Here is a 21001-nt window from a genome sequence, read left to right on the forward strand (position 1 = left end):
TATTTTCTTGCTCAAAAAAGCACTGTTTCCCATAGTTTCCAAATCAGAGTACACCGTAAACGCACAAAACAGGAAAGTCAAACAATACGGCAAACTAATTTCTCCTGCCATGAAAATCAATGCTGCCACAGAAATCAGCACACAGCTCATGAGCTTATATACCAGAATATAAAAACGAAGAACTCCGGCTGTGGCTTTTTCCTGCCCATAATCTGCATCCCACTTTTTTTGAAATGCGCTGCGTACTTCTCGTTGTCCTTCCTCACCTTTGGAGAAAGAGCGTAAAACAGAAATCCCTCGGATATATTCCATTGATTTACTCACCAGATTTTCCTGTGCTTCTTGATAAATGGGGGTATATTGCGCGGCTCTACTGCGGACCCAACGAAGAGCGAGTAAACCTAATAATAGCCCGATCAGACTCAAAATAGCAATAATTGGGTTGAAAAAGAACATCATAATTGACATGAGAGCTGCCATAGCAACACCGCTTGTCATCTGCTCGATTGCAAGCATGGAGTAACCCTCTAAATCCGCAATCGTCGTAGTAAGTATTGTCTGAATAGTTCCTAAATTTTGCTCTGAAAAGTAGCCCATAGGAGCCTGTTTCAATTTTTCTCCTATTTCCAGACGATAATCACGGAAAATATCATATCCCGTTCCACTCATGGTACGGTCATACATCCATTGGAAGAAAAAGCGTCCGATAACACTTCCTAATACAACGCCAAAGGCTTGCAGGATAATAGTGGGTGTAAGATTTTCTAAATGCAATAAAATCCAAAAAACACCGAACATCATAAAACTATTGAAAAAGGATTTGAGAATATTAAATGTGATGCCAACGATGATTTTCTTTCGGCTTCTACCCGCAATCTTAAAAATTCGGCGTATCATTTCAAACATGGTTTTCCACTCCTCCTTTTATGTCTGCTTCTTCTATGGTTCCGGCATAATCTTGCCACATCTTTTGATAGATGGGGCATTCCCGGAGAAGTTCTTCTTGTGTCCCACGGCCTGCAATATTTCCGTTTGCCACAACCAGAATTTGGTCGGCATTGCGAATCGTATTCAAACGGTGCGCTACAACAATCAATGTCTTTCCAGCCACTAATTTACTGATTGCCTGTTGAATGAGTGCCTCATTTTCCGGATCAGCATAGGCAGTGGCCTCGTCTAAAATGACTACGGATGCCGGTTTTAGCATGGCCCGCGCAATCGTAATACGCTGGCGCTCCCCGCCAGAAAGACGATCTCCGGCATCACCGGCCAGTGTGTCATATCCCTGCTCTAACTGCATAATAAAGTCATGACAGTTAGCAGCTTTTGCGGCAGCTTCCACTTCTTCATCTGTTGCTGCCGGATTACCCATGCGGATATTTTCCCGAATGGATTTGTCGAATAGGTAATTGTCCTGTGCCACATAACTGATTTCACCCATCAATTGCTCAAAGGGGATTTGACGAATATCCTGGCCGCCGAAACGCACAGAGCCGGAAGTCACATCCCAAAAACCAGCCATCAGTTTCGCAATCGTGGATTTACCGGACCCGGAAGGCCCAACAATAGCCGTCATAGTGCCGGGTCTGGTTTGAAAAGAAATACCGTGGAGAACTTCGGTTTCTTTATAACCGAAATGTACATTCTCGAATTGGTAAGTACGTTCTCCCAAAGATACAGGTTCAGAGGGCCGGACAAGTTCCGGGGTTTTTAGGAAAGCTGTTACTTGCTCCAAATTACCTTTTATCATGCTGACTTGCTCCATCGCTTCAGACACTTTCATCAATGGAGCAATAAACCCCAGCGGAACGACTAAAGATATTAAAAATACGGGGAGTGAAAGCGTTCCTTCCATATAGAGCCATGCGCCAACCGGCAATGTACCCAAAAGAGTAGAGGGCAGAACGGCCCTCGCTGCGGCGTTCCAGAACCAGCATTGGCTCCACCACTCCATTGTGGAATCGTGAAAATAGTTGACAGATTCCGAGTATTTTCCATAAGAAGAAGCAGAGCGATTAAAGGCTTTAATGACTTGAATGCCGTTGACGTATTCCACTAAAGAACTATTCATATTATTCGCAGAGCGTATATAATTCTCCATTCGGGGGCCATAACCGCGCATCATAGCAGCAAAAAAGAGAATACCCAGTGGAACTGTGATTAGGGATGCAAGCCCCATGTGCCAGTCCAGGATGAAAATCAGGAGGATGCTGCACAACGGTGCCGCAATATTTGATGGAAGCTCTGGCATAAAATGTGCCATAGAATCTTCCAGCTTTGCAACATTGTCTACAATCAAATTTTTGAAAGTTCCTGTGGGCGTTTCCAGCATAACACCCATTGGGACTTTTGCCATCCGATCTGTAATCGCTTCACGGACATTTTTCAAAATCGTAAAAGAGATTTTGTGGGAAATAAGAGAGGAACGCCATGTAAGAAGCATTTTTATAATCTGACATATGGCAGCAATTCCGCTGAAAAACAAAACGCTCTGCGGAGTAGCTGTACCGTGATAGAGTTCATCTGCCAACAGTGCCACCATTAGAAATGGTACGATACCAAATATCTCTCCCAACACAGCAAGAAGAATAGAAATGCGCATTTTTCCATTACTCTCACCGACAAAAGCAAATAGTTGGCGGATTGCACCCGGCTCTTTTTGGAACATAAGAAAGTCTCCTTTCAGGCCACAAAATGCAAGGAAGGTATTGCATTTTTCGTGTAACCGTGCTATAACGTAAATTACGATGTAATATTACAGTGTAATTTAAGTATAGGATGAGGGATAGAAATGTCAATGGATTTTCAACAAACCCATGAAAATCTTTTAGCCTGTGCAAAAAAACATTTTCTGGAAAACGGGTTTGAACGCGCCAGTATCCGTAAAATATGCAAGTCTGCTCATGTGACAAACGGGGCTTTTTACAATCACTTTGAGGATAAAGAGGCTTTGTTTGGCGAACTTGTAGAGCCGGTAGTTCAGGCGGTATCAGAGATGTATTCCGATTCTGTTGCCAAGCACTTTGAATTGGCCCGGACGGATGAATTAAAGCAGCTCTGGAAACTGTCGGAGGACACGATCCGTCAGATTATCGAATACATTTACGAACATTTCGATGTATTCAAATTGCTGCTGATGCAGTCTGCCGGCACAAAATATGCATCTTTTCTGGATGATGTGGTGCGTTCCGATGTTCGGGAGACAAAAAAGCTAATAGCAGAGCTGAAAGATCGCGGAGTTTCCGTACATGATCTGGAGGATGACGAGTGGCATATGCTCGTTCATTCTTACTATTCATCTATCGCAGAAATTGTCTTGCACAATTATTCAAAAGATGCTGCGATAAAATACGCTCATACATTAGCCACTTTTTTCAGTTCCGGGTGGCAAACCGTTTTGGGGATTTGATCCCCAAAATTTTTAACCATAAGTTAGCGTTGTCTAACTATCTATCTAGGAGGTGCGTCTGTAGCATTGCTTTTGTATAAAGAAATTTTTGTTACTTATTTATTTATCTAATTATATGGAAAGGACTTTTTGAAAATGGAAAATACAAATAAGCTCACAGGTAAAGATCTTATTAACATCGGCATCTATTCTGCCATGACCTTGGTTGTTTTCTTTGTTGTTGGACTGCTGACTGCGTTGCCGGTAGTATACCCGTTCTTGTTCCTGATCTGGCCGATCGTTTGCGGCATCCCTATGATGCTGTATTACACGAAAATCAGAAAATTCGGAATGCTTACCATTACTGGCGCTATTGGTGGTATTTTCTTCTACCTCATTGGTTATGGATGGATTGGCCTGCTCGGCTGGTTTCTCGGCGGTTTTCTAAGCGATGTCGTGCTCAAAATCGGCGGCTATCAGAAATTTAAGGTCACTGTTCTGAGCTATGCCTGCTTTTGCTTCGGCTTCATGGGCTGCCCCGCCAATCTCTGGTTTGCCGGTGAAGCATATTGGAAAAACATTCACACCTCCATGGGTGATCAGTACGCAAACACTTTGCAATCCATGATGCCCTCCCGGATGATGTATGTGGGCTTTGCGCTGCTGTTTGTGGGCGGTATTCTGGGCGCGCTTCTGGGCCGTAAAATGCTGAAAAAACACTTTGAAAGAGCGGGAATTGTGTAATGGAGCAGCTTCAAGCAGTTGTTGAAAACAGAACAGGCTTTTGCTTAGACCCACGAACCAAGCTTTTGCTAATGGCCGTTGTCGCTACTGCAGAATTCCTATACAGCCACACCGCCTTTATGATTGCGGTAGCGATGATCCCATTTATCCTGCTGTTGACTAATCGGCAGTATAAAACGGCAACCGTGTTCTTCTGCCTGTTTGTGGTCGGGCTGTTTGTGCAGGCCATCCAGAACTCAGTCCAGTTCCCCATGATCGTCAATATGCTGGTAGTCCTGCTGGTGGGGCTGGTCCTGCGGCTGTTTCCGGCCTATGTGATGGGGGCCTACATCATCAAATCCACTACGGCCAGCGAGTGCATTACCGCGCTGGGCCGGATGCACATTGGGCGGCAGATCACTATTCCACTCTCCGTCCTGTTTCGATTCATCCCCACTATGCAAGAGGAGTCGGCAGCCATCAAAGATGCCATGCGAATGCGTGAGGTTCAGTTCGGAACAAAGAAATTCTGGCAAAACCCCGCCGCTCTGATTGAATACCGTTTTATTCCCCTGATGATCTCGGTGGTCAAAATCGGGGATGATCTCTCTGCGGCGGCCCTGACCCGCGGCCTGGATAACCCGGTCCAGCGCACCAATATCACAAAGGTCGGTTTTACTGGCTGGGATCTACTGGTGGTGTTGATTGCCGGAGCCGCACTGCTCTCCACATACTTTTTCAGGCCGTGGTAAGGAGGTGATACTGTGATCGAATTGAAAGATGTTTCCTTTTCTTATGAGAGCGGAGAAACCCAAAATAACCTGAACCATATCAATCTGACAATCCAGGATGGCGAAACCATCCTGCTCTGCGGAGAGTCCGGCTGCGGCAAGACGACCCTGACTCGGCTAATCAACGGCCTGATCCCGCATTATTACGGCGGGAAGCTGACCGGGCAAGTCCTTTTAGATGGGAAAGAGTTAAAAGACTATCCTCTTTATCAAATCGGGCAACGGGTGGGATCTGTATTCCAAAACCCAAGAACACAATTCTACAATGTGGATACCACCAGTGAGATCGTTTTTGGGTGTGAAAACATGGCCCTGCCGGTCCCGGAGATGCGGGAGCGCCTGGAAGAGACTGCCCGCAGCCTCAAGCTGGAAAAGCTGCTGAACAGGAGCTTGTTTGCTCTCTCCGGCGGAGAAAAACAGAAAATCGCCTGTGCCTCTGCCGATGCAATCCACCCGGATATCTTTGTACTGGACGAGCCATCCTCCAACCTAGATATTGCCACTATCGAAGATTTGATTGGTGTGATTCGGCACTGGCAGTCAGAGAAAAAGACTGTGATTGTCGCGGAACACCGACTTTATTATCTCGTTCCCTATGCAGATCGAATTCTCTATATGAAGCATGGAAGTATTGTACGGGAATTTACCGGGGCGGAGTTTCAAAAATTATCGCCCGATGAATTGCAGGGGATGGGGTTACGGGCACTGGACCCATTCCACCTGTCCCCAGAGGCTGCCCCCAAACCGACCGCTCCGAAATTGCATATCAAAGGATTCCGGTTCTCCTATGAAAAGCACGGCCCCCTCAATGTGGATGTTCCAGACCTAAACTTGCCTCAAGGCGAGATTATCGGCATCATCGGATACAACGGCGCAGGAAAATCCACCTTCGCCCGGTGTCTGTGCGGTCTAGATAAAAAAGCGAGAGGTGTGCTTGAAATGGATGGGGCCTCCTATGACGCGAAGCAGCGCAGGCATATCTCCTATATGGTCATGCAGGATGTAAATCATCAGCTATTCACGGAAGATGTGATGGACGAATTGCTACTTAGTATGGATGGCGAGGACGAGAAAGCAGACACAGCCTGCGCCAAGGAGATACTGACAAGCCTTGACCTGTTGGAGAAGGCAAAGCTGCACCCCATGTCCCTGTCAGGCGGTGAAAAACAGAGGGTGGCGATTGGCAGTGCAATAGCCTCGGACAAAAAGATCCTGATATTTGACGAGCCTACCAGCGGATTGGATTACCGGCATATGCTGGAGGTATCAGACAACTTAAACCGCCTGAAAGAACTGGGAAAGAGCCTGTTCCTGATTACACATGACCCGGAACTTATTTATAAATGCTGCACCTACCTGTTGTTCATTCAGGGGAGCAAGGTGCTGTGGCACCGACCTATGGACGGGGAGGCTGAGAGTCTCTTATGGGCTTTCTTCTCCCGCGAGCAAGAAGCAGGTGCAGTCAATGCCTCCCGGTAAAAAACTGTACGCTTCCGGCGAGGACTATCTGGAGGCTGTGTTGGTAATCCAGAAAAAGAAAGGCAAGGTACGCTCCGTGGATGTGTCCCGGCACATGGAGGTGTCAAAGCCCAGCGTGAGCTATGCGGTAGCGGCTTTACGGGATGGCGGCTTTCTCACAATGGATGAAGATCGCTTTCTCCATCTGACCGATATGGGTCGCGAAGTTGCTGAGAAAATTTACGAGCGGCACTGTTTCTTCCGCGACAAGCTCATCGCCGCAGGCGTTGATCCCAAGAGAGCGGAATACGACGCCTGCCGGATGGAACACAATATCAGTATAGAATCCTTTGAGAAACTTCGGGATCACTATTCTTCTCAAAAGGGAAAATAGTTGGCCCATACAGTAACGGACAGAGCAATGCGGCCGGGCAATACACCCGACCGCATTATTTGTCAGCTTTCTTCTCTTTGGTATCCGGCATTTTGTCAACCGGGGTAAGCAGCAACTCCTGATCCCGCTGGCTGCATTGTGGAACCAACCGCATGATCCGGTCAACGATTTCGCTGTCTGCGTTCACCTGCGGTGCAAGAATCTCATCAAAAGAAGCGCCAATGGCATTGACAAGGCGAATCAGGACATCCAGGCTCGGCTTGCGCCTGCCGCTTTCTATGGCCGCTAAAAAACGAGGACTGATTTCTGCACGCTCCGCAATCTGTTCTCTCTTATAGTTTCGTTTTTCTCTGGCATTCCGCAAGGATGCCCCAAACGAAAAATCCATAGGTCGTGTTTTTTTATCTACTCTCCGTCACATCACATAATAATATTTTACGGTTTACCAATATTATGTGAAATGATTGGAGAGTTGCTTTTTTATAGCTACTATGCGTTGCTATTTTTGCTTAGGAGGAGAGGATAAGCCTCCTTTTTTCTATTTTACTATAATTGAGGCGAATGCTGTTTGATGACACAAAAAAGAGAGGGTGAATCGGATGATTCTCCCTCCCTTTGTCATCACTCTGAAATTTCGATGCCTTCGGGATTTGTTTTTTTGTGCCCGTAAAAATTTCTGAGGGCAGGGGCGCGAATATTGTATTTTTCCATCTGCTTTGCTTTAATAAAAGAGAAAGGAGGGCGCCCCTTGCTTTTAAAGGACAGAAGAGACGAAGGATTCAATCAAAAAATCGAAGACCATTACGAGAAGCAAAAAGCCTTCCTTACGGCCTACGGAAGCAAAATCTTGGGATCAAAAGAAAAGGCGGAAGACGTCCTTCAGGAATGTTTTCTCGCCATCATCGAGAGAAAAGCCAATTACGCCGATCTTTCCGACGACGAATTCAGAAAAGTAGCCGTTACCATGATGAAATACAAATGCATCGATCGCCTGCGAAGAGAGAAAAAATGGGCGAATCATGCCCGAGATGCGTCCAATGGCGCCTTCGATGCATTCGACGACCTGTCGGCGACCTATCTTAAAAAAGAGCGGGAGAAAATGGCCCGAGATGCATTAAAAAAAGTAGATCCCCTGGGCCGACAGATCCTATACCTAAAGTATTTTGAAGAGAAATCCTACAAAGAAATCGCAGAAGAACTGGCCATAAACACCAATTTGGTTCAGGTGAAGCTCTATCGAATCAAACAAAAATTGCGAAAATTACTGGGAGAGGAGGGGGAAAATGAATGATCGTCAATTTGATCTCTGGATAAAAAACGCCATGGAGAAAAACGCGGAAGAAGAGATCCGCACCCTCGAAGAGCAGTGGACAAGTGACCACGATCGTGTCCACACCCCCTCCTTTGAAACCGACCGAAAAATTCTCAAGGCCATCGGAAAAAGCAAAAAGAAAAATCCCTTAAAAAAAGCCGCCGCCGTTCTTCTCGTGGCGGGGATCGGCCTTGTGAGCCTCTTTGCCTTTCACGGCGACGTGCTGGCCCAAATGCAATCCTATGTGGAAGCGTGGTTTAGCGACCACACCGCCATTCACTTTACCCAAAAAGAGAAGATAGAGAAAAAAGACTGGGACATCACCTATGTTCCGAAAGGCTTTAAGGTATCTAAAATTGAAAAATTAGATGAGGGATATCAAATTACATTTTTTGAGAACGAGAAAGGAAAAAGCTTTAGCTTTGAGTGCGTCGCAAAAGACGGTGCATTTACCATTGGAGAAGACAATGAAAACGGAGAAAGAAAAAAAATAAACATAGGAAAAAATGAAGCATTCCTCTATGTGTCCAAACGTGAAGGGTTTTCAAATTCCATTACGATAGAAAAAGAAGATTATATTTTCATACTTGATGGAGATGTGACGGTGGATGAGTTAATAAAAATGGCCGAATCCATCCGTGAAAAGAAATAAAAATTTCAAAAAGACTGTACAGTTTTTCCTTCGTGAAACGTTATAGTAGTGAGACGAAAAGAAAGGAGCTCTTATGACTATCGCACGAATTCAACTGATGATCACGGTGTTGTTTACCTTATACACCTTCGCTACCTTGCCGCTTTACTTATCCGATGAGAAGGCGTGGTTAGCAAAGTACCCGTGGCTGGCAAAACACGATCGAAAAATTACCCGCGTCTTGGCAATTCTGCTATTGATCGTTACCATTCTCCGCTTTGTCATGGAGCGGGGTGCAGGGGCGTGACTCGGAAGACAATAGAAAGTTTCATCAATGAGGTGATTTTATGAAAAAAGATTTTAAGCAGATCGGTTATGCCATCAGCCTGTTTTTCTTAGGCTTATTGGCGTGGAAACCGTGGATTGCCCTTTCGCAAGGCGGAATGGATAGTCAAGAGTATGAGTTGCGTCTTCTTTTTATTCTGGTGATTTTGATTATGCTTCCCTATGCCCTGGAGACCGTGGATTATAATAAGGCGGCGGAAAAAAACGAGGGAAAGGACGAAAAAGAAGACGAGGTACAAAAGCAGTAGTGCCTTTCGTCGAACAAAGGCAAATCGAATTGAACACAAAGGCCATTTATCGAGCAAGCTTTTGCCTGCTCGATTTTTCGTAAGGAAAAGGAGGATTGTGGTCAGGGGTTTTGATACGTGGTAGAATTTAGCCGAGGTGTTTATGTTAGTTATCGACAAATTTGAACAGACCGTAGAAGGTCATAAAAATAAAATCGCCCTGGTGGACGGCGTGCGGTCCATTACCTTTTCCGAACTGAGAAAAGAGGCCATGGATTTGGCGGCGGTCCTTTACGAAACAACCGGCGCGGAAAGTAAGCCCATTCTCGTCGCCGTGAATCGGCGCATCGAGACGGTGGTGGCCTATTTGGCCGTGCTCTATTCGGGGAATTTTTACGTGCCCGTAAGCGACGAGGAAGCGGCGGGGCGCATGGAGCAAATCGCCGAAAAGCTCGAGGCCGAGGCGGGGATTTTTCACAAAAAAAATTGCTTTGAATCCTTAAATCTTACGGCGATTTCATCGAAGGCGAAGGCGACGGGGGCGGTGGATGTCAATCGCCTCAGGGACGGAATCATCGACGCCGATCCCTGCTACGTCCTCTTTACTTCCGGCTCCACCGGGGCGCCGAAGGGGGTGGTGGTGGCCCAAAAGATGGTGGTGGATTTTATGGACTGGATCCCCGAGGCTTTGGGCATCGATGCAAGTTTTAACATCGCCAATCAAACGCCCCTGTACTTTGACGCGTCGGTGAAGGAGCTGGCCCTTATGATGGGAGAAGGGGCCACGGTGCATTTAATGGACAAAAAGCTATTTCTCTTTCCCGTGAAGGCCGTGGAGTATTTAAACGAACACAAGATCACCGCCATTCTCTGGTCCGTCTCCGCCATGAATCTCCTGGCCAATTCCAAGGTCTTCGACGCCGCGGTGCCGGAGCATTTGAAGGTGGTGGCCTTTGCCGGGGAGGCTTTTTCCGCGGAGAAATTGAAGGTCTGGCGCGACGCCGTCTCGGCGGATTACTTTAATCTCTACGGGCCTACGGAAACCACCGTGGACTGCGCCTATTACAAGGTGGATCGGGATTTCGGCCCCGGGGAAGTGATTCCCATCGGCAGGGCCTGCGAGAATATGGATTTAATGATTTTAGACGGCGATGTGCCCGCTGAAAAGGGCGAGCTGGTGGTGCGGGGCATGGGGGTGGCCTACGGCTACTACAACGATCCGGAAAAGACGAAGGCCGCCTTCGTGCAAAATCCATTGAACAGCCGCTACCCGGAGATCGTCTACCGCACGGGAGACATTGTGCGAAGAAATGGGCGAGGCGAAATCGAATTTCTCGCCCGAGAAGACGATCAGATCAAGCGCCACGGCTACCGCATCGAATTGGGGGAAGTGGAGCGGGCCCTTTTCGCCTTCGGCATCAAAGACGGCATGTGTTTCTACGACCGCGAAAAAGAGCGGATCGTCGCCGTCTATACCGGGGAAGAATTCTCCCGCATGGATTTTCGCAAGGGGCTCAAGGCCCATTTGCCCGCCTATATGATTCCGGACCGCTTTATCCACGTGGCGTCGCTGCCGACGACGCGAAACGGAAAAATCGACCGAAAGGCATTGGAGGAAGCCTATGAACATGGTGCCCTTTAAGGATGAAAGTGACTTGGACGCGCGCCTGGCTGCTTACAAGGGGAGCGTGAACAACGACTACATGAACCGCCGCCGCTATGTAGAGGAGCTCGAGGATCTGCGCTATTTTGACGACGGGGATCTCTACATCGGCACGAATAAAAACGACCGATGGCACGTGACCTATTACTTAAAGGAGCAGAAGCCTTTGGATTTGAACGAGACGTTGGTCACAGAAATCGTCGGTCGCCGGCCGGACACATCCGCCGCCGAGGCCGTGGGCTTTCGCCTTTATAAAATGCGCCTGCGCCTTCGTCTGAAAGAAGGATTGGGAGAAATTTCTCCCCGCGTCGTGACTTTGGACGACGGGGACTTCGTGGCCCGGGGCATCGCCGCCTTCGATCCCGTTTCGGGAAATCATCAATCCATGGATGAGATCGAGAGGGATGTAAGAGAAGGCCGCGTTATCGGGATTCCCGAGGCGGGCTTTTTGCAGTATTCTTTAAGCCCGACGGAGCAGACCATCGAGCATTTGTACGTGGCACCTTCGTCTCGGGGCAAGGGGTTGGCCCTTGAAATGGTGAAGCACTACGTGGCCGCCTGCATCGAAAAAAAGCGGGCCACGGTGTGGACCGATAGCGAGGGCGGGGCCGCGGATTTATACGAAAAGGCGGGCTTTCGAAAAGACGGCTTTCACTCGGCGGTCATGGTCTACGCACCGGAATTGAAATAACCGGCGGCTAATTGTATAATGGGAAAGAATCGAAGGAGGAGCTATGAAAGAATCAATCATTGAAATCATCGAAAGCATCACCGGCGAAGTGGTGAAAGAAGATACGGATTTAATCGAAGAAGGTATTTTGGATTCCTTCGACATGGTGAGCCTGGTGTTGGAGCTGCAAGATGCCTTCGACATTACCATCGACGTGTCGGAACTCTTGCCGGAAAATTTTGAGTCTGTCAATACCATCGCCGAGTTTATCGACAAATTATAATGGCCTTTACCGAACTTTCCTTTCTCTTATTTGTCGCCCTCTTCGTCGTCATCTATCGCGTCGTCGGTTGCAAGTGGCAAGTCTTACTGGTCGCTTCCCTTATGTACTACGCGCTCTACGACATCAGGGCGTTTTTTTATCTGTTTACGGCCATTTTCACCACCTACTTCGCGGGAAAAATCCTCTACAAAACCAAGAACAAGGCCCTTTTATTCGCCACGCTGGCCGTGAATTTCGGCCTTTTGTCCTTGGTGAAATTTACGGATCTTTCCGCCTTTAAGATCGCCATTCCCCTGGGGATTTCTTTCTACACCTTTCAGGCCACATCCTACATTATCGACCTGTACCGGAAGAAATACCCGCCGGCGGACAATCTCTTAAAATACGCCCTGTATCTGTCCTTTTTTCCGCAAATCGTGCAGGGGCCCATCTCCCGCTACGACGCCATTTCCGAGGACCTTTACCGGGCGGAGGCAGATAGCCTCTCCTTTAGCCGGGGCCTTCTTCTCATGCTCTACGGCTATTTTAAAAAGCTCCTTATCGCCAATCGCGCCGCCCTCGTGGTGTCGGGGATTTTCGATCATCCCGACGATTTCGGCGGCGGCTTCGTGTTTATCGCCATTATTTTCTACTCCATTCAGATTTACTGCGACTTCAGCGGCGGCATCGACATCGCAAGAGGCGTGGCCTATCTCTTCGGCGTGGAGCTTTCGGAAAACTTTAAGCGGCCCTTTTTCGCCACGTCCCTTACGGACTTTTGGCGCCGTTGGCACATTACTCTCGGGGCGTGGATGCGGGACTACGTGTTCTTCCCCCTGTCTTTGACGAAGACCTTCGGCACCATCAACAAAAAATCCCGCCGGATTTTGGGACGCCACGGCGGCAAGGTGCTTACCTTAACCATCTCTACCTACATCGTCTATTTGCTCATCGGCATTTGGCACGGCGGCGGCTTTAATTTCATCGCCTTCGGCCTCTACAACGGGACCTTGATCTCTCTGTCCCTTCTCTTCGAGCGGCGATTTAACGCGGTGAAAAAAGCCCTCTCCATCGACGATCAGAAGGCGCCCTACCGGGCATTTCAGGTGATCCGCACCTCCTTTTTGGTCTTTATCGGCCGCTACTTCACCCGCTCCGGCAGTTTTTCCCAGGCGATGTTCATGCTGAAAAAAACCCTTCGGGACTTCAGCTTCCGCCACGGGGATTTCGGTGTGGAGCCGAAGGATTTTGCCGTTATCGGTCTGGCTTTTCTCGTCGTGGCCGTGATCTCGTCGATTCAAGAGCGGGGCGTGGATGTGACGGAGCGGATCCTTTCCGCCAAGATGCCGGTGAAGGCGGCCCTTATCTTCGGCGCCATGGCGGTGATTCTCTACTTCGGCGTCTACGCCCAAGGCTACCGCTCCGTGGAATTTATTTACAGAAACTACTAGGTGAACTATGGAAAAGAAGACGAAACAATTTAATCGGCTGTTTTTACTCATCGCCCTAGGGATTTTTATTGCCATCGCCGCCTTCAATGGGCTCACCGATCCCTTTAATGTCTTCGGCGACCCTCTGTTTCGTTGGTACGGCTACGACTACACGCAAAATCCCCGCACGGCGAAGATCACCTACTTAAAGACCCACCAAGAGGAAAAACAGTACAAAAATTTCATCGTCGGCGCATCCGGTGCCAGCTCCATTCCCTTGGACAAGCTCAAGGCCTACACGGGAAAGGACTACTACAATGTCTTTCACTACGGCGCGGACCTTTACGACACGGAGAAGACCGTGGCCTTTTTGGTGAAGAATTATCCCGTGGAGTCCATTATTATGCCTCTGGCCATTCCCTCGGCCACGAAGTACCACGAAAACAATCGGGACTTAAATTACCTCCTTCATCCGGATGTGAGCGGGGAAAATAAATTCACCTTTTACAAAAACTACCTCTTTGCCAATCCCCGCTACGGCGCGGACAAAATCGCGGCGAAAAAAGAGGACAGCTACATTCCGAAAAATTTCGACGTCTTTCACGAAGACGGCAGCTACGACAAGCGGGTGCGGGACGTGGAGTACATGGGATCTTCGGAAGAGTACATGAAGAATCAGCATTTCGACATTCCCGCGGAAAAAATTCCCCTGTCTTCGCAAGACGAGGCCATCGCCGCCATCGGAAGGATCAAGGCCATGTGCGACGAAAACCACATTCCCATTACCTTTCTATTGACGCCTATGTATGCCGGGCAAAATGCCCGCTACGATAAAGAAGAAGTGGATGCCTACTACAAAAAGCTTGCCGAGACCGTGGATTTTTGGGATTTCACGAACACGCCTCTGGAGAAGGATCCCCGGTTTTTCTACGATCCATCCCACTTCAGAAACGCCATGGGCGCCATGATGCTGGATAAAATTTACAAGGGCGAGGGAAATTACGGAAAGTTTATTGCAAAGGGCCGCGTGGAGAAAGCCGCAGCCCAGGCCCCCGAGGTCTTGGAGCGCAGCTACTACATCTTCGCCTTCCACCACCTGGCGGATGAGGGCGACGGCCTCTACACCATTTCTCCGGCCCGCTTCGAGGAATTTTTGCAGTACCTCAAGGACGAGGAGATTCAAACCGTCCACTTTAAGGACCTGATGAATTTCGTCGAGGGAAAAGGGGATCTGCCCGAAAAATTCGCCCTCATTACCTTCGACGACGGCTACGATTCCAATCTGAAGCTGGCCTATCCATTGCTTAAAAAATACAATCAGGTGGCCACGATCTTTCCCATCGGAAAGACCATGGGCATGGACACTTATCCCGGCACGGACAAACCCATGAAGCGCCACTTTTCCCCCGAAGAGGCCCTTGCCGCTTCCGATGTCTTCGAATACGGCTCCCACAGCTACTTCTTCCACCAAACACAAAAGGTGAAGGGCAGCGCCTTCAGGGAAAACATGGGCAGGCTCAAAGGGGAAGATGAAGAACACTTTATGGCGGCTTTTAAGGCCGACGACGCACGGTTTAAGGCGGTGTACGAGAAATTCAACGACCACGCGCCCTACGCCTTCGCTTATCCCCAGGGCATTCACGACGATTTGACGGAAGTGCTCCTCACGGAGGCGGGATACAAGGTGAGCGTCACCTCGGAGGAAGGGAAGAATTACACGGTGAAGTACCTGCCCGAGACCCTGCGCCGATTAAAGCGGGTGAATGTCTCCGACAGCTTGGATCTTCATTCCCTCAATCCGTAAAAAGAAGCACAAAAAACGAGCCCCTGCATCGCTGCGTGGGACTCGTTTTTCTTTTACAGACTTTCTTTTAAACGGCGAATGGCTTCTCTTACGTCGCTTTCTTCGATGTCTTCGCCTTTTAAGCGAAGGTCTTTGGCAAAGGTGAGGGCCTCGTCTCGGGCTTGAGTGGGTTCGGTTTCCTGCGCCTGAATGACTTCTTTGGCCGCGGCCATCATTTGGGACCAGGCCTGAATAATGGCATTTTCCCGGCGAATGTGCGTAACGAGCCGGGCGAAGGGCCAATCTTTGTTGGTTTCGGTCATGGCCGCCTTGTGGGGGAAGACTTCGCCCATTTCACGCAAGGTGAGCAGGATTTTTTGCAGATCGTGGGAGTGCAGGCCTACGAAAACCAAGAGCTCTTCTTCCGGTGCCTCCGCCGCCTCCCCGGTTTTTTCGTAGCCTTCAAGGCCTGCAAAGTAGCCCAAAAGCTCGCCCACTTCTTCTTTTTTAACTTCCCGCACGTCAATGGCCTGGGCCTCGGCGGCTTCCAGCAAATGGGCTCGCCGCGCCTCGTCGTCGACGCCGTAAAAAATTAATCGACTCATACTTCATTCCTTCCTAATCTGAGATCTATTATGTGCACGTAAAGGTGCATTCATCAATTTGTTAAATACCTTGAAAAATAGATACCCCGGAATGAAAAATTTAATCGGATCAGGCGCGAAGGGGGCCTTGGGCTTTTTCCTGCCAGTTCAGATGCAAATAGCCCTCGGCGTCGGTTTTGTTGTTGATTAAATAGCGTGTCTTTACCAGCTCCATCATGGGGCGATCGGCGGCAAGGGAATCGCTGTAAGCCACGCTGTTTTCGTAGTCGATTTCCATGCCTTTTTCCGTGAGATGGGCGAGGATGTTGTCCACTTTTTTTGCGTGCTTGTTGTTGTCCCCCACCATTTCAAATTGCGCATCGGTGGAGGTGCCGATAATGTGATCGAAGGGTAGTACGTCGCCTACATATTTTAAATAGTCCTCCACGGAAGCGGAGACGAGAAGCAGGTAGTAGCCTGCCGCCTTCAGGGCATAGATCTCGTCTACGGCTTCTTTAAAGGCGTAGGCCATAACGTCGTCGTAGACGAAGGCCTTCACTTCATCTTCCGTGTAGTAGCGAAGCATGGAGAGAAAATTGTTTTTAACATTTTTCTTCACCGTCTTCGGCGAGCGAAAGAGGCTTCCCGCCAAGAGCTCTTTGTAAAGTTTTGCCCGAAAGCCCGGGATTTTTTTTGCCGTTACGTCGTATAATATAAGGATGGAGTCTTTCGATATGACCGTGCGGTCAAAATCGAAGAGGGCAATTTTTTGTTTCATGAATTCTCCTTTGTCCGCCGCACTTCCGCCGGCGGCGGTTTTTTGTTATAGTGGACAGGTGATGCATTTGAACATTTTACATGTGGATATGGATGCGTTTTTCGCCTCTGTTGAGATTTTATTGAATCCCGCCCTGAAAAACAAGCCCCTGGCCGTCGGTGGGAGAAATCCTTCGGGGATCGTGACCACGGCCAGCTACGAGGCGAGAAAATACGGCGTCCACTCGGCCATGCCGATGTTTATGGCGAAAAGTTTGTGCCCAAATCTCATCGTGGTGCCTACGCGAAAGGGCGTCTACGGCGAGGTGAGCCGCAAGGTCTTCGGTTATTTGCACAGCTTCGGCTACAAAATGGAGCAGGTCTCCATCGACGAGGCTTATTTGGATTTAACGGGGGAGGAAGATCCCGAGGCGGTGGCGCGGACCATGCAGCGGGAAGTGGCGCACCGCTTCGGCCTTTCGATGAGCTGCGGGCTGAGCTACAATAAATTTCTCGCAAAAATCGCCTCGGATATGGACAAGCCCGCGGGTTTTACGGTCATCGACGGGGCGCGGGGGCAGGAAATCATCAAAACCCTTCCCATTTCGAAGATTCACGGCATCGGCGAGAAGACGGCGGCGCGGCTCAACGATTTGGGCATTCACACCGGGGCGGATCTGCTCCTTTTGGAGCGGGATTTTTTACAGGAAACTTTCGGCAAAATGGGCACGGAGCTCTACGACCGGGTGCGAGGCGTGGACATGCGGCCGGTAGTGCCGGGCAGGAAGCGAAAATCCATCGGCACGGAAGAAACCTTCGCCGAGACCAGAAGCCGCGCTTTTTTTAAGGAGCGGCTCATGGAATCGGCGAGAGAGACGGCTTTTCTTATGGAGAAAAAGGGGATTGTGGGCTACACGGTGACCGTAAAGATCAAGACGAGGGATTTCGACACCCACACCAAGTCCAAGACCTTTCCCACGCCGGTGGAAGGGGAAAAGGCGCTGTATCGTGAGGCAAAGGCCCTTTTCGATTCCCTTTACGGTGGCGAGAAGCTTCGCCTTCTGGGGCTGAGTGTGTCCGCATTGGAAGAAAATTACAGCAGGCAATTGCGTTTTTTATAGGAGGTGCAACATGGAAGCATGGAGAGAACAACGGGTGCAGGAGATTTTTCAGCGCTTTACAAGCCTTTTCGATCTCACGATTTTGGAGCATACAGACGATGAGATTCACGCCCGTTGGCATGTAGACAAGACGGTTTTAAATCCCGCGGACATCGCCCACGGCGGGGCGGTTTTTTCCGTCACCGACGCCATTTGCGCGGCGCTTGGCCTGCGGAACAATCATTTGCTTACTAAAAGCGTGAGCTTTTATTACTACCATTCCGTCCTTCCCGGTGATGCCTACATTACCGCCTCCTTTCAAAAAGTGGGAAGCTACACCTCGGTGATGGCGGCTGAGGTGCGTCAAGAGGGCAAGCTTTGTGCCAAGGGTATGTTTGATATGGCCTATATGCCGCAAGCGGAACAGATCGAGATGGAGTAAGGAGGATTTATGGCTCGCTACGAATACTTAGAAGACAGCGTGGATCACCGCCTCATGGACGATTCCGAATTGACCGTTCTTGAGCAAAATCAAGAGGCCCTAACCGCCACTTGGCAGGTGTGGCCCGGCGCCATTAATTCCGCCGGCACTTGCCAGGGCATGATCCACTTCGGCATGGCCGATGTAATCAGCGCCATCCTTTGCGATCGCAAAGGCGTGGTAGTGACCCAAGGCGCCTCCTGCTTCTACCACGCCCCCCTTTACGAAGGGGAAGTGGTGGCCAAGGCCTTTTTCAACAAGCGGGGCAAGGTCAACGACAATGTGGAAGTCCATTTCTTTCAAAAGGACAAGCTCTGTTTCCAGGCGATTTTCAATATGCACGCCACCGGCGTGGTCTTAAATAAGGGAGACGGAAATGAAGCGTAATCAAGCCATTTTCCTCCTGGTATTGACCACGGTGATTTGGGGCATGGGGGTGGTGGTGCAAGTCGCGGGCATGAACCACATCCATCCCTTTGTGCTGAATATGCATCGTTCCCTGGCGGCAGGGCTTTTTCTTTTGGTCATTCTCCTGTTTGTTCCGAAATTAAGGGATACGGGCAAGGATTTACATGCCACCATAAAAGGCGGCATCTACTGCGGGATCTGTTTAAGCGTGGCCATGGCCCTGCAACAATACGGCCTGAAGTACACCACCGCCGGCAAGACCGGCTTTATTACCGCCCTTTACATCGTCCTCGTACCCATCGGCGGGATTTTGCTCCGCCACGCCATTTCAAAAAAGACCTGGCTCGCCGTGGCCGTCGGCGCCGTGGGGCTGTACTTTATCAGCATCAAAAAAGGCGCGGGCTTTTCCATGGGCCTCGGGGATTTTCTCGTCTTTCTCTGTGCCATCGCCTTTACCGTACATATTCTCGTTATCGACCATTTTGCCGAGGATGTGGACGGCGTAGCCATGAGCTGCATTCAGTTTTTCACGGCGGCGATCCTTTCTTTCTTTTTCGTCCTGCCCACCGGGGCCTCCCTTTTCGGGGAATACGCCAAGGCCCTGCCCGCTATTTTATACCTGGGGATTCTCTCAAGCGGCGTGGGCTTTACCCTGCAGATTTTAGGCCAACGCCACACAGACCCCACCACGGCCAGCTTGATTTTAAGTTTGGAATCGGTGTTTTCCCTCCTGGGGGGCTTTTTGTTCCTGCACGAAACCATGACGGGGCGGGAAGCTCTGGGCTGTGTGCTTTTGTTTGCGGCCATACTCATCGCCCAATTGCCCGTGGATAAATTAATCAAGACGGCGAAAAATTAAATAAATTTTTCGAGACAGGGGCTTTTCTGCGATAAATAGTCATTCATCGGGTATAGATAAATCCAAAGGACTATGTCAAGGAGGGTATGAAATGAAGTGTCGATTTTGCGGAAAAGAAAATGTGCCCGGCGTCAAATACTGTGCGTCCTGCGAGACGCCCATGGTCTATCCCTTAGGCTACAAACCCGAGGACGAGGTCCCGGTGGTAGAGGAAGAAATTGTAGCGGAAGAAGCTGTGGTTGAGGAGCCTGTGGTTGAGGAGCCTGTGGTTGAAGATGCCGAAGCCCCTGTTGCGGAAGAAAAGGCCGAAGTAATCGAAGCGGCAGATACATTTGAAGCGCCTGTAGCGGAAGAACCCGTGATGGAAGAAGTTGCAGAAGAAGCTGCAGTCGAAGAGCCTGTGGTTGAAGAAGCTGTGGCGGAAGATCCTGTAGTGGAAGAACCCGTACAGGAAGAAGTAGTTGAGGAAGCCGTGGTTGAAGAAGCTGTGGCGGAAGAACCTGTAGTGGAAGAACCCGTACAGGAAGAAGTAGTTGAGGAAGCTGTGGTTGAAGAAGCTATGGCTGAAGAACCTGTGGTTGAAGAAGCCATCGTGGAAGAAAAAATTCAGGCGGCGGATGATTTCGATCTTTCCAAACCCATGGATAAGCGCAAAAGACAGGCCTTAAAGCGCAAACAAAAAGCGGCGAGAAAGCAATCCGCCGAAGGGGAGAGAAAAAGGGGCGAAGGCGAAGCCCGAAAAACCAAGGAAGAGAAAAAAGCCGCCCCCGTTGAAAAAGAACCTGTAGCAGAAGAAAAAATCGAAGCTGCCGACGATTTCAAGAAGGAATCGGTTGTGCCTGCGAAAAAAGCGGAAGAAAAAGCGGATGAAAAACGGAAAGAAGCGGTAGAAAAACGGGAAGAGCCGGTGGAAAAGCCGAAGGAAAAAATCGAAGCCGCCGATGATTTCAAATTAGAAAAAGAGAAAATCCAAACCGAGGCGCAAGAGGCGCCGGCGAAAAAAGGCCGCATGAGCCCGGTCCTCATGGCCATCGCCCTTTTGGTCCTTCTCTTTATTATCTATCAGTTGGTGAAATGAAAACAGTAAGAGAGGCGCTGAAGCCATTGGCCACGGCGAAACACAAAGCTTTTTTGGAGAAGCTGATCCCCACCGTGGCGCCGGAGATGATTTTAGGTGTGAACATGCCTACCCTAAGAAAGCTCGCCAAGGAAGCGGAGCCCTCTTTTTTAAAGGAGCTGCCCCACGAAAGCTACGAGGAAAATATCCTCCACGGGCTTTTAATTAACGACTTGCCCGCCGAGGAAGCCCTGAAGGCCATGGACGCCTTTGTGCCCTATTTAGACAACTGGGCGGTGGTGGATGCCATCGACCCACGGGCCTTTTACAAGGGGAATTACTTAAAGGATTACATTCGCCTAATGCAGTCCCCCGCGCCCTACGGCAGGCGTTTGGGCATCGTTTTGGCCCTGCGCCATGTGACGGAAGACACAAAAGAGCTTATGGAAGCCGTGGCAGGCGTGGAAAGCGGCCATTACTACGTGGACATGGCCATGGCCTGGTTTTTCGCCGAAGCCACCCTATACGAGCCGGAGGCCGTGTTAAAGCGATTGGCAACAGGGGATCTTTCCCCTTCGGTGCAGAAAAAGACCATTCGGAAAATCAATGAATCCCGCCGCGTACCCCCGGCCCTCAAGGCCCGGGCGAAGGCCCTGTAGTGAGATGACGGCTCCTTTCG

The 21001-nt window shown here is 49.6% G+C and carries 25 protein-coding genes; 20 read left to right on the top strand and 5 right to left on the bottom strand.

Features of this window, described 5'->3' with window-relative positions; genetic code table 11:
- Both WKT05_RS06810 and WKT05_RS06815 read right to left on the bottom strand, forming a co-directional pair.
- Positions 1-906, bottom strand: a 906-nt coding sequence (locus WKT05_RS06810; protein WP_340413488.1) for an ABC transporter transmembrane domain-containing protein, incomplete at its 3' end; no start/stop codon positions are given.
- Positions 899-2668: an ABC transporter ATP-binding protein gene (locus WKT05_RS06815; RefSeq protein ID WP_340413489.1), complete on the bottom strand. Its 1770-nt coding sequence runs from the start codon at positions 2666-2668 to the stop codon at positions 899-901. The genes WKT05_RS06810 and WKT05_RS06815, both read right to left, overlap by 8 nt.
- 123 nt (positions 2669-2791) lie before the next feature.
- On the opposite strand from WKT05_RS06815, the gene WKT05_RS06820 reads away from it, so the two are divergent.
- The 5 genes from WKT05_RS06820 (at position 2792) to WKT05_RS06840 (ending at position 6754) form a co-directional block, all read left to right on the top strand.
- On the top strand, positions 2792-3409 hold the full coding sequence (locus tag WKT05_RS06820; RefSeq protein WP_340413490.1) for a TetR/AcrR family transcriptional regulator: 618 nt from the start codon (positions 2792-2794) through the stop codon (positions 3407-3409).
- Between the two features lie 135 nt (positions 3410-3544).
- Positions 3545-4132, top strand: a complete 588-nt coding sequence (locus WKT05_RS06825) for an MptD family putative ECF transporter S component (protein WP_340413491.1) — start codon at positions 3545-3547, stop codon at positions 4130-4132.
- Positions 4132-4863, top strand: a complete 732-nt coding sequence (locus WKT05_RS06830) for an energy-coupling factor transporter transmembrane component T (RefSeq protein ID WP_215506469.1) — start codon at positions 4132-4134, stop codon at positions 4861-4863. Before WKT05_RS06825 ends, WKT05_RS06830 begins: the two co-directional genes overlap by 1 nt.
- A gap of 12 nt (positions 4864-4875) precedes the next feature.
- Positions 4876-6381 carry an ABC transporter ATP-binding protein gene (locus WKT05_RS06835; protein ID WP_340413492.1) on the top strand — a complete coding sequence of 502 codons (1506 nt, stop codon included), beginning with the start codon at positions 4876-4878 and terminating at the stop codon, positions 6379-6381.
- The gene (locus tag WKT05_RS06840) at positions 6368-6754 is read left to right on the top strand and encodes a metal-dependent transcriptional regulator (RefSeq protein ID WP_340413493.1); all 387 of its coding nucleotides are present in this window, start codon (positions 6368-6370) and stop codon (positions 6752-6754) included. The genes WKT05_RS06835 and WKT05_RS06840 overlap by 14 nt, the downstream gene beginning before the upstream one ends.
- A gap of 55 nt (positions 6755-6809) precedes the next feature.
- Here WKT05_RS06840 and WKT05_RS06845 read toward each other — a convergent pair whose 3' ends face one another.
- The gene (locus tag WKT05_RS06845; RefSeq protein WP_340413494.1) at positions 6810-7118 is read right to left on the bottom strand and encodes a helix-turn-helix domain-containing protein; all 309 of its coding nucleotides are present in this window, start codon (positions 7116-7118) and stop codon (positions 6810-6812) included.
- A gap of 384 nt (positions 7119-7502) precedes the next feature.
- Here WKT05_RS06845 and WKT05_RS06850 point away from each other — a divergent pair, with 384 nt between their 5' ends.
- From WKT05_RS06850 to WKT05_RS06890, 9 genes are all read left to right on the top strand, one after another.
- Entirely contained in the window at positions 7503-8045 is a 543-nt protein-coding gene (locus WKT05_RS06850; RefSeq protein WP_340413495.1) for an RNA polymerase sigma factor, read from the top strand.
- Positions 8038-8718: a DUF4367 domain-containing protein gene (locus tag WKT05_RS06855; RefSeq protein WP_340413496.1), complete on the top strand. Its 681-nt coding sequence runs from the start codon at positions 8038-8040 to the stop codon at positions 8716-8718. The genes WKT05_RS06850 and WKT05_RS06855 overlap by 8 nt, the downstream gene beginning before the upstream one ends.
- Positions 8719-8791: 73 nt before the next feature.
- Entirely contained in the window at positions 8792-9004 is a 213-nt protein-coding gene (locus tag WKT05_RS06860; RefSeq protein WP_340413497.1) for a hypothetical protein, read from the top strand.
- A 40-nt stretch (positions 9005-9044) separates the two neighbouring features.
- Positions 9045-9290 carry a hypothetical protein gene (locus WKT05_RS06865; protein WP_340413498.1) on the top strand — a complete coding sequence of 82 codons (246 nt, stop codon included), beginning with the start codon at positions 9045-9047 and terminating at the stop codon, positions 9288-9290.
- A gap of 142 nt (positions 9291-9432) precedes the next feature.
- Positions 9433-10911, top strand: coding sequence for an amino acid adenylation domain-containing protein (locus WKT05_RS06870; protein WP_340413499.1), 1479 nt, complete (start codon positions 9433-9435; stop codon positions 10909-10911).
- A complete protein-coding gene (locus WKT05_RS06875) occupies positions 10892-11623 on the top strand; it encodes a GNAT family N-acetyltransferase (protein WP_340413500.1) in 732 nt (243 codons plus the stop codon). The genes WKT05_RS06870 and WKT05_RS06875 overlap by 20 nt, the downstream gene beginning before the upstream one ends.
- Before the next feature lie 43 nt (positions 11624-11666).
- Entirely contained in the window at positions 11667-11885 is a 219-nt protein-coding gene (locus tag WKT05_RS06880) for a phosphopantetheine-binding protein (RefSeq protein ID WP_148471929.1), read from the top strand.
- Positions 11885-13315, top strand: coding sequence for an MBOAT family O-acyltransferase (locus WKT05_RS06885; RefSeq protein WP_340413501.1), 1431 nt, complete (start codon positions 11885-11887; stop codon positions 13313-13315). Before WKT05_RS06880 ends, WKT05_RS06885 begins: the two co-directional genes overlap by 1 nt.
- A gap of 7 nt (positions 13316-13322) precedes the next feature.
- Positions 13323-15098, top strand: coding sequence for a polysaccharide deacetylase family protein (locus tag WKT05_RS06890; RefSeq protein WP_340413502.1), 1776 nt, complete (start codon positions 13323-13325; stop codon positions 15096-15098).
- A 53-nt stretch (positions 15099-15151) separates the two neighbouring features.
- On the opposite strand, the gene WKT05_RS06895 is transcribed toward WKT05_RS06890, so the two are convergent.
- On the bottom strand, positions 15152-15682 hold the full coding sequence (locus tag WKT05_RS06895; RefSeq protein ID WP_340413503.1) for a DUF3783 domain-containing protein: 531 nt from the start codon (positions 15680-15682) through the stop codon (positions 15152-15154).
- 109 nt (positions 15683-15791) lie between these two features.
- Complete coding sequence (locus WKT05_RS06900) at positions 15792-16439, bottom strand: HAD family hydrolase (protein ID WP_340413504.1); 648 nt, start codon at positions 16437-16439, stop codon at positions 15792-15794.
- 67 nt (positions 16440-16506) lie between these two features.
- Here WKT05_RS06900 and WKT05_RS06905 point away from each other — a divergent pair, with 67 nt between their 5' ends.
- From WKT05_RS06905 to WKT05_RS06930, 6 genes are all read left to right on the top strand, one after another.
- Positions 16507-17538, top strand: coding sequence for a DNA polymerase IV (locus tag WKT05_RS06905; protein ID WP_340413505.1), 1032 nt, complete (start codon positions 16507-16509; stop codon positions 17536-17538).
- A 10-nt stretch (positions 17539-17548) separates the two neighbouring features.
- Positions 17549-17959, top strand: a complete 411-nt coding sequence (locus tag WKT05_RS06910; RefSeq protein WP_215506441.1) for a PaaI family thioesterase — start codon at positions 17549-17551, stop codon at positions 17957-17959.
- 9 nt (positions 17960-17968) lie between these two features.
- Complete coding sequence (locus WKT05_RS06915) at positions 17969-18385, top strand: hotdog domain-containing protein (RefSeq protein ID WP_340413506.1); 417 nt, start codon at positions 17969-17971, stop codon at positions 18383-18385.
- Positions 18375-19265 carry a DMT family transporter gene (locus WKT05_RS06920; protein ID WP_340413507.1) on the top strand — a complete coding sequence of 297 codons (891 nt, stop codon included), beginning with the start codon at positions 18375-18377 and terminating at the stop codon, positions 19263-19265. Before WKT05_RS06915 ends, WKT05_RS06920 begins: the two co-directional genes overlap by 11 nt.
- A 91-nt stretch (positions 19266-19356) precedes the next feature.
- Positions 19357-20343: a hypothetical protein gene (locus WKT05_RS06925; RefSeq protein WP_340413508.1), complete on the top strand. Its 987-nt coding sequence runs from the start codon at positions 19357-19359 to the stop codon at positions 20341-20343.
- Complete coding sequence (locus WKT05_RS06930; RefSeq protein ID WP_340413509.1) at positions 20340-20981, top strand: DNA alkylation repair protein; 642 nt, start codon at positions 20340-20342, stop codon at positions 20979-20981. The genes WKT05_RS06925 and WKT05_RS06930 overlap by 4 nt, the downstream gene beginning before the upstream one ends.
- The last annotated feature ends 20 nt before the right edge of the window (positions 20982-21001 follow it).

Source organism: Peptoniphilus sp. HCN-40583 (genome assembly GCF_037892835.1).
GTDB classification, from domain to species: domain Bacteria; phylum Bacillota; class Clostridia; order Tissierellales; family Peptoniphilaceae; genus Aedoeadaptatus; species Aedoeadaptatus rachelemmaiella.

Coding starts and splice junctions, on each gene's coding strand:
- WKT05_RS06815 (WP_340413489.1), bottom strand. CDS start 2,668: ATGTTCCAAAAAGAGCCGGGTGCAATCCGCCAACTATTTGCTTTTGTC.
- WKT05_RS06820 (WP_340413490.1), top strand. CDS start 2,792: ATGTCAATGGATTTTCAACAAACCCATGAAAATCTTTTAGCCTGTGCA.
- WKT05_RS06825 (WP_340413491.1), top strand. CDS start 3,545: ATGGAAAATACAAATAAGCTCACAGGTAAAGATCTTATTAACATCGGC.
- WKT05_RS06830 (WP_215506469.1), top strand. CDS start 4,132: ATGGAGCAGCTTCAAGCAGTTGTTGAAAACAGAACAGGCTTTTGCTTA.
- WKT05_RS06840 (WP_340413493.1), top strand. CDS start 6,368: ATGCCTCCCGGTAAAAAACTGTACGCTTCCGGCGAGGACTATCTGGAG.
- WKT05_RS06855 (WP_340413496.1), top strand. CDS start 8,038: ATGAATGATCGTCAATTTGATCTCTGGATAAAAAACGCCATGGAGAAA.
- WKT05_RS06860 (WP_340413497.1), top strand. CDS start 8,792: ATGACTATCGCACGAATTCAACTGATGATCACGGTGTTGTTTACCTTA.
- WKT05_RS06865 (WP_340413498.1), top strand. CDS start 9,045: ATGAAAAAAGATTTTAAGCAGATCGGTTATGCCATCAGCCTGTTTTTC.
- WKT05_RS06870 (WP_340413499.1), top strand. CDS start 9,433: ATGTTAGTTATCGACAAATTTGAACAGACCGTAGAAGGTCATAAAAAT.
- WKT05_RS06875 (WP_340413500.1), top strand. CDS start 10,892: ATGAACATGGTGCCCTTTAAGGATGAAAGTGACTTGGACGCGCGCCTG.
- WKT05_RS06880 (WP_148471929.1), top strand. CDS start 11,667: ATGAAAGAATCAATCATTGAAATCATCGAAAGCATCACCGGCGAAGTG.
- WKT05_RS06885 (WP_340413501.1), top strand. CDS start 11,885: ATGGCCTTTACCGAACTTTCCTTTCTCTTATTTGTCGCCCTCTTCGTC.
- WKT05_RS06890 (WP_340413502.1), top strand. CDS start 13,323: ATGGAAAAGAAGACGAAACAATTTAATCGGCTGTTTTTACTCATCGCC.
- WKT05_RS06895 (WP_340413503.1), bottom strand. CDS start 15,682: ATGAGTCGATTAATTTTTTACGGCGTCGACGACGAGGCGCGGCGAGCC.
- WKT05_RS06900 (WP_340413504.1), bottom strand. CDS start 16,439: ATGAAACAAAAAATTGCCCTCTTCGATTTTGACCGCACGGTCATATCG.
- WKT05_RS06910 (WP_215506441.1), top strand. CDS start 17,549: ATGGAAGCATGGAGAGAACAACGGGTGCAGGAGATTTTTCAGCGCTTT.
- WKT05_RS06915 (WP_340413506.1), top strand. CDS start 17,969: ATGGCTCGCTACGAATACTTAGAAGACAGCGTGGATCACCGCCTCATG.
- WKT05_RS06920 (WP_340413507.1), top strand. CDS start 18,375: ATGAAGCGTAATCAAGCCATTTTCCTCCTGGTATTGACCACGGTGATT.
- WKT05_RS06925 (WP_340413508.1), top strand. CDS start 19,357: ATGAAGTGTCGATTTTGCGGAAAAGAAAATGTGCCCGGCGTCAAATAC.
- WKT05_RS06930 (WP_340413509.1), top strand. CDS start 20,340: ATGAAAACAGTAAGAGAGGCGCTGAAGCCATTGGCCACGGCGAAACAC.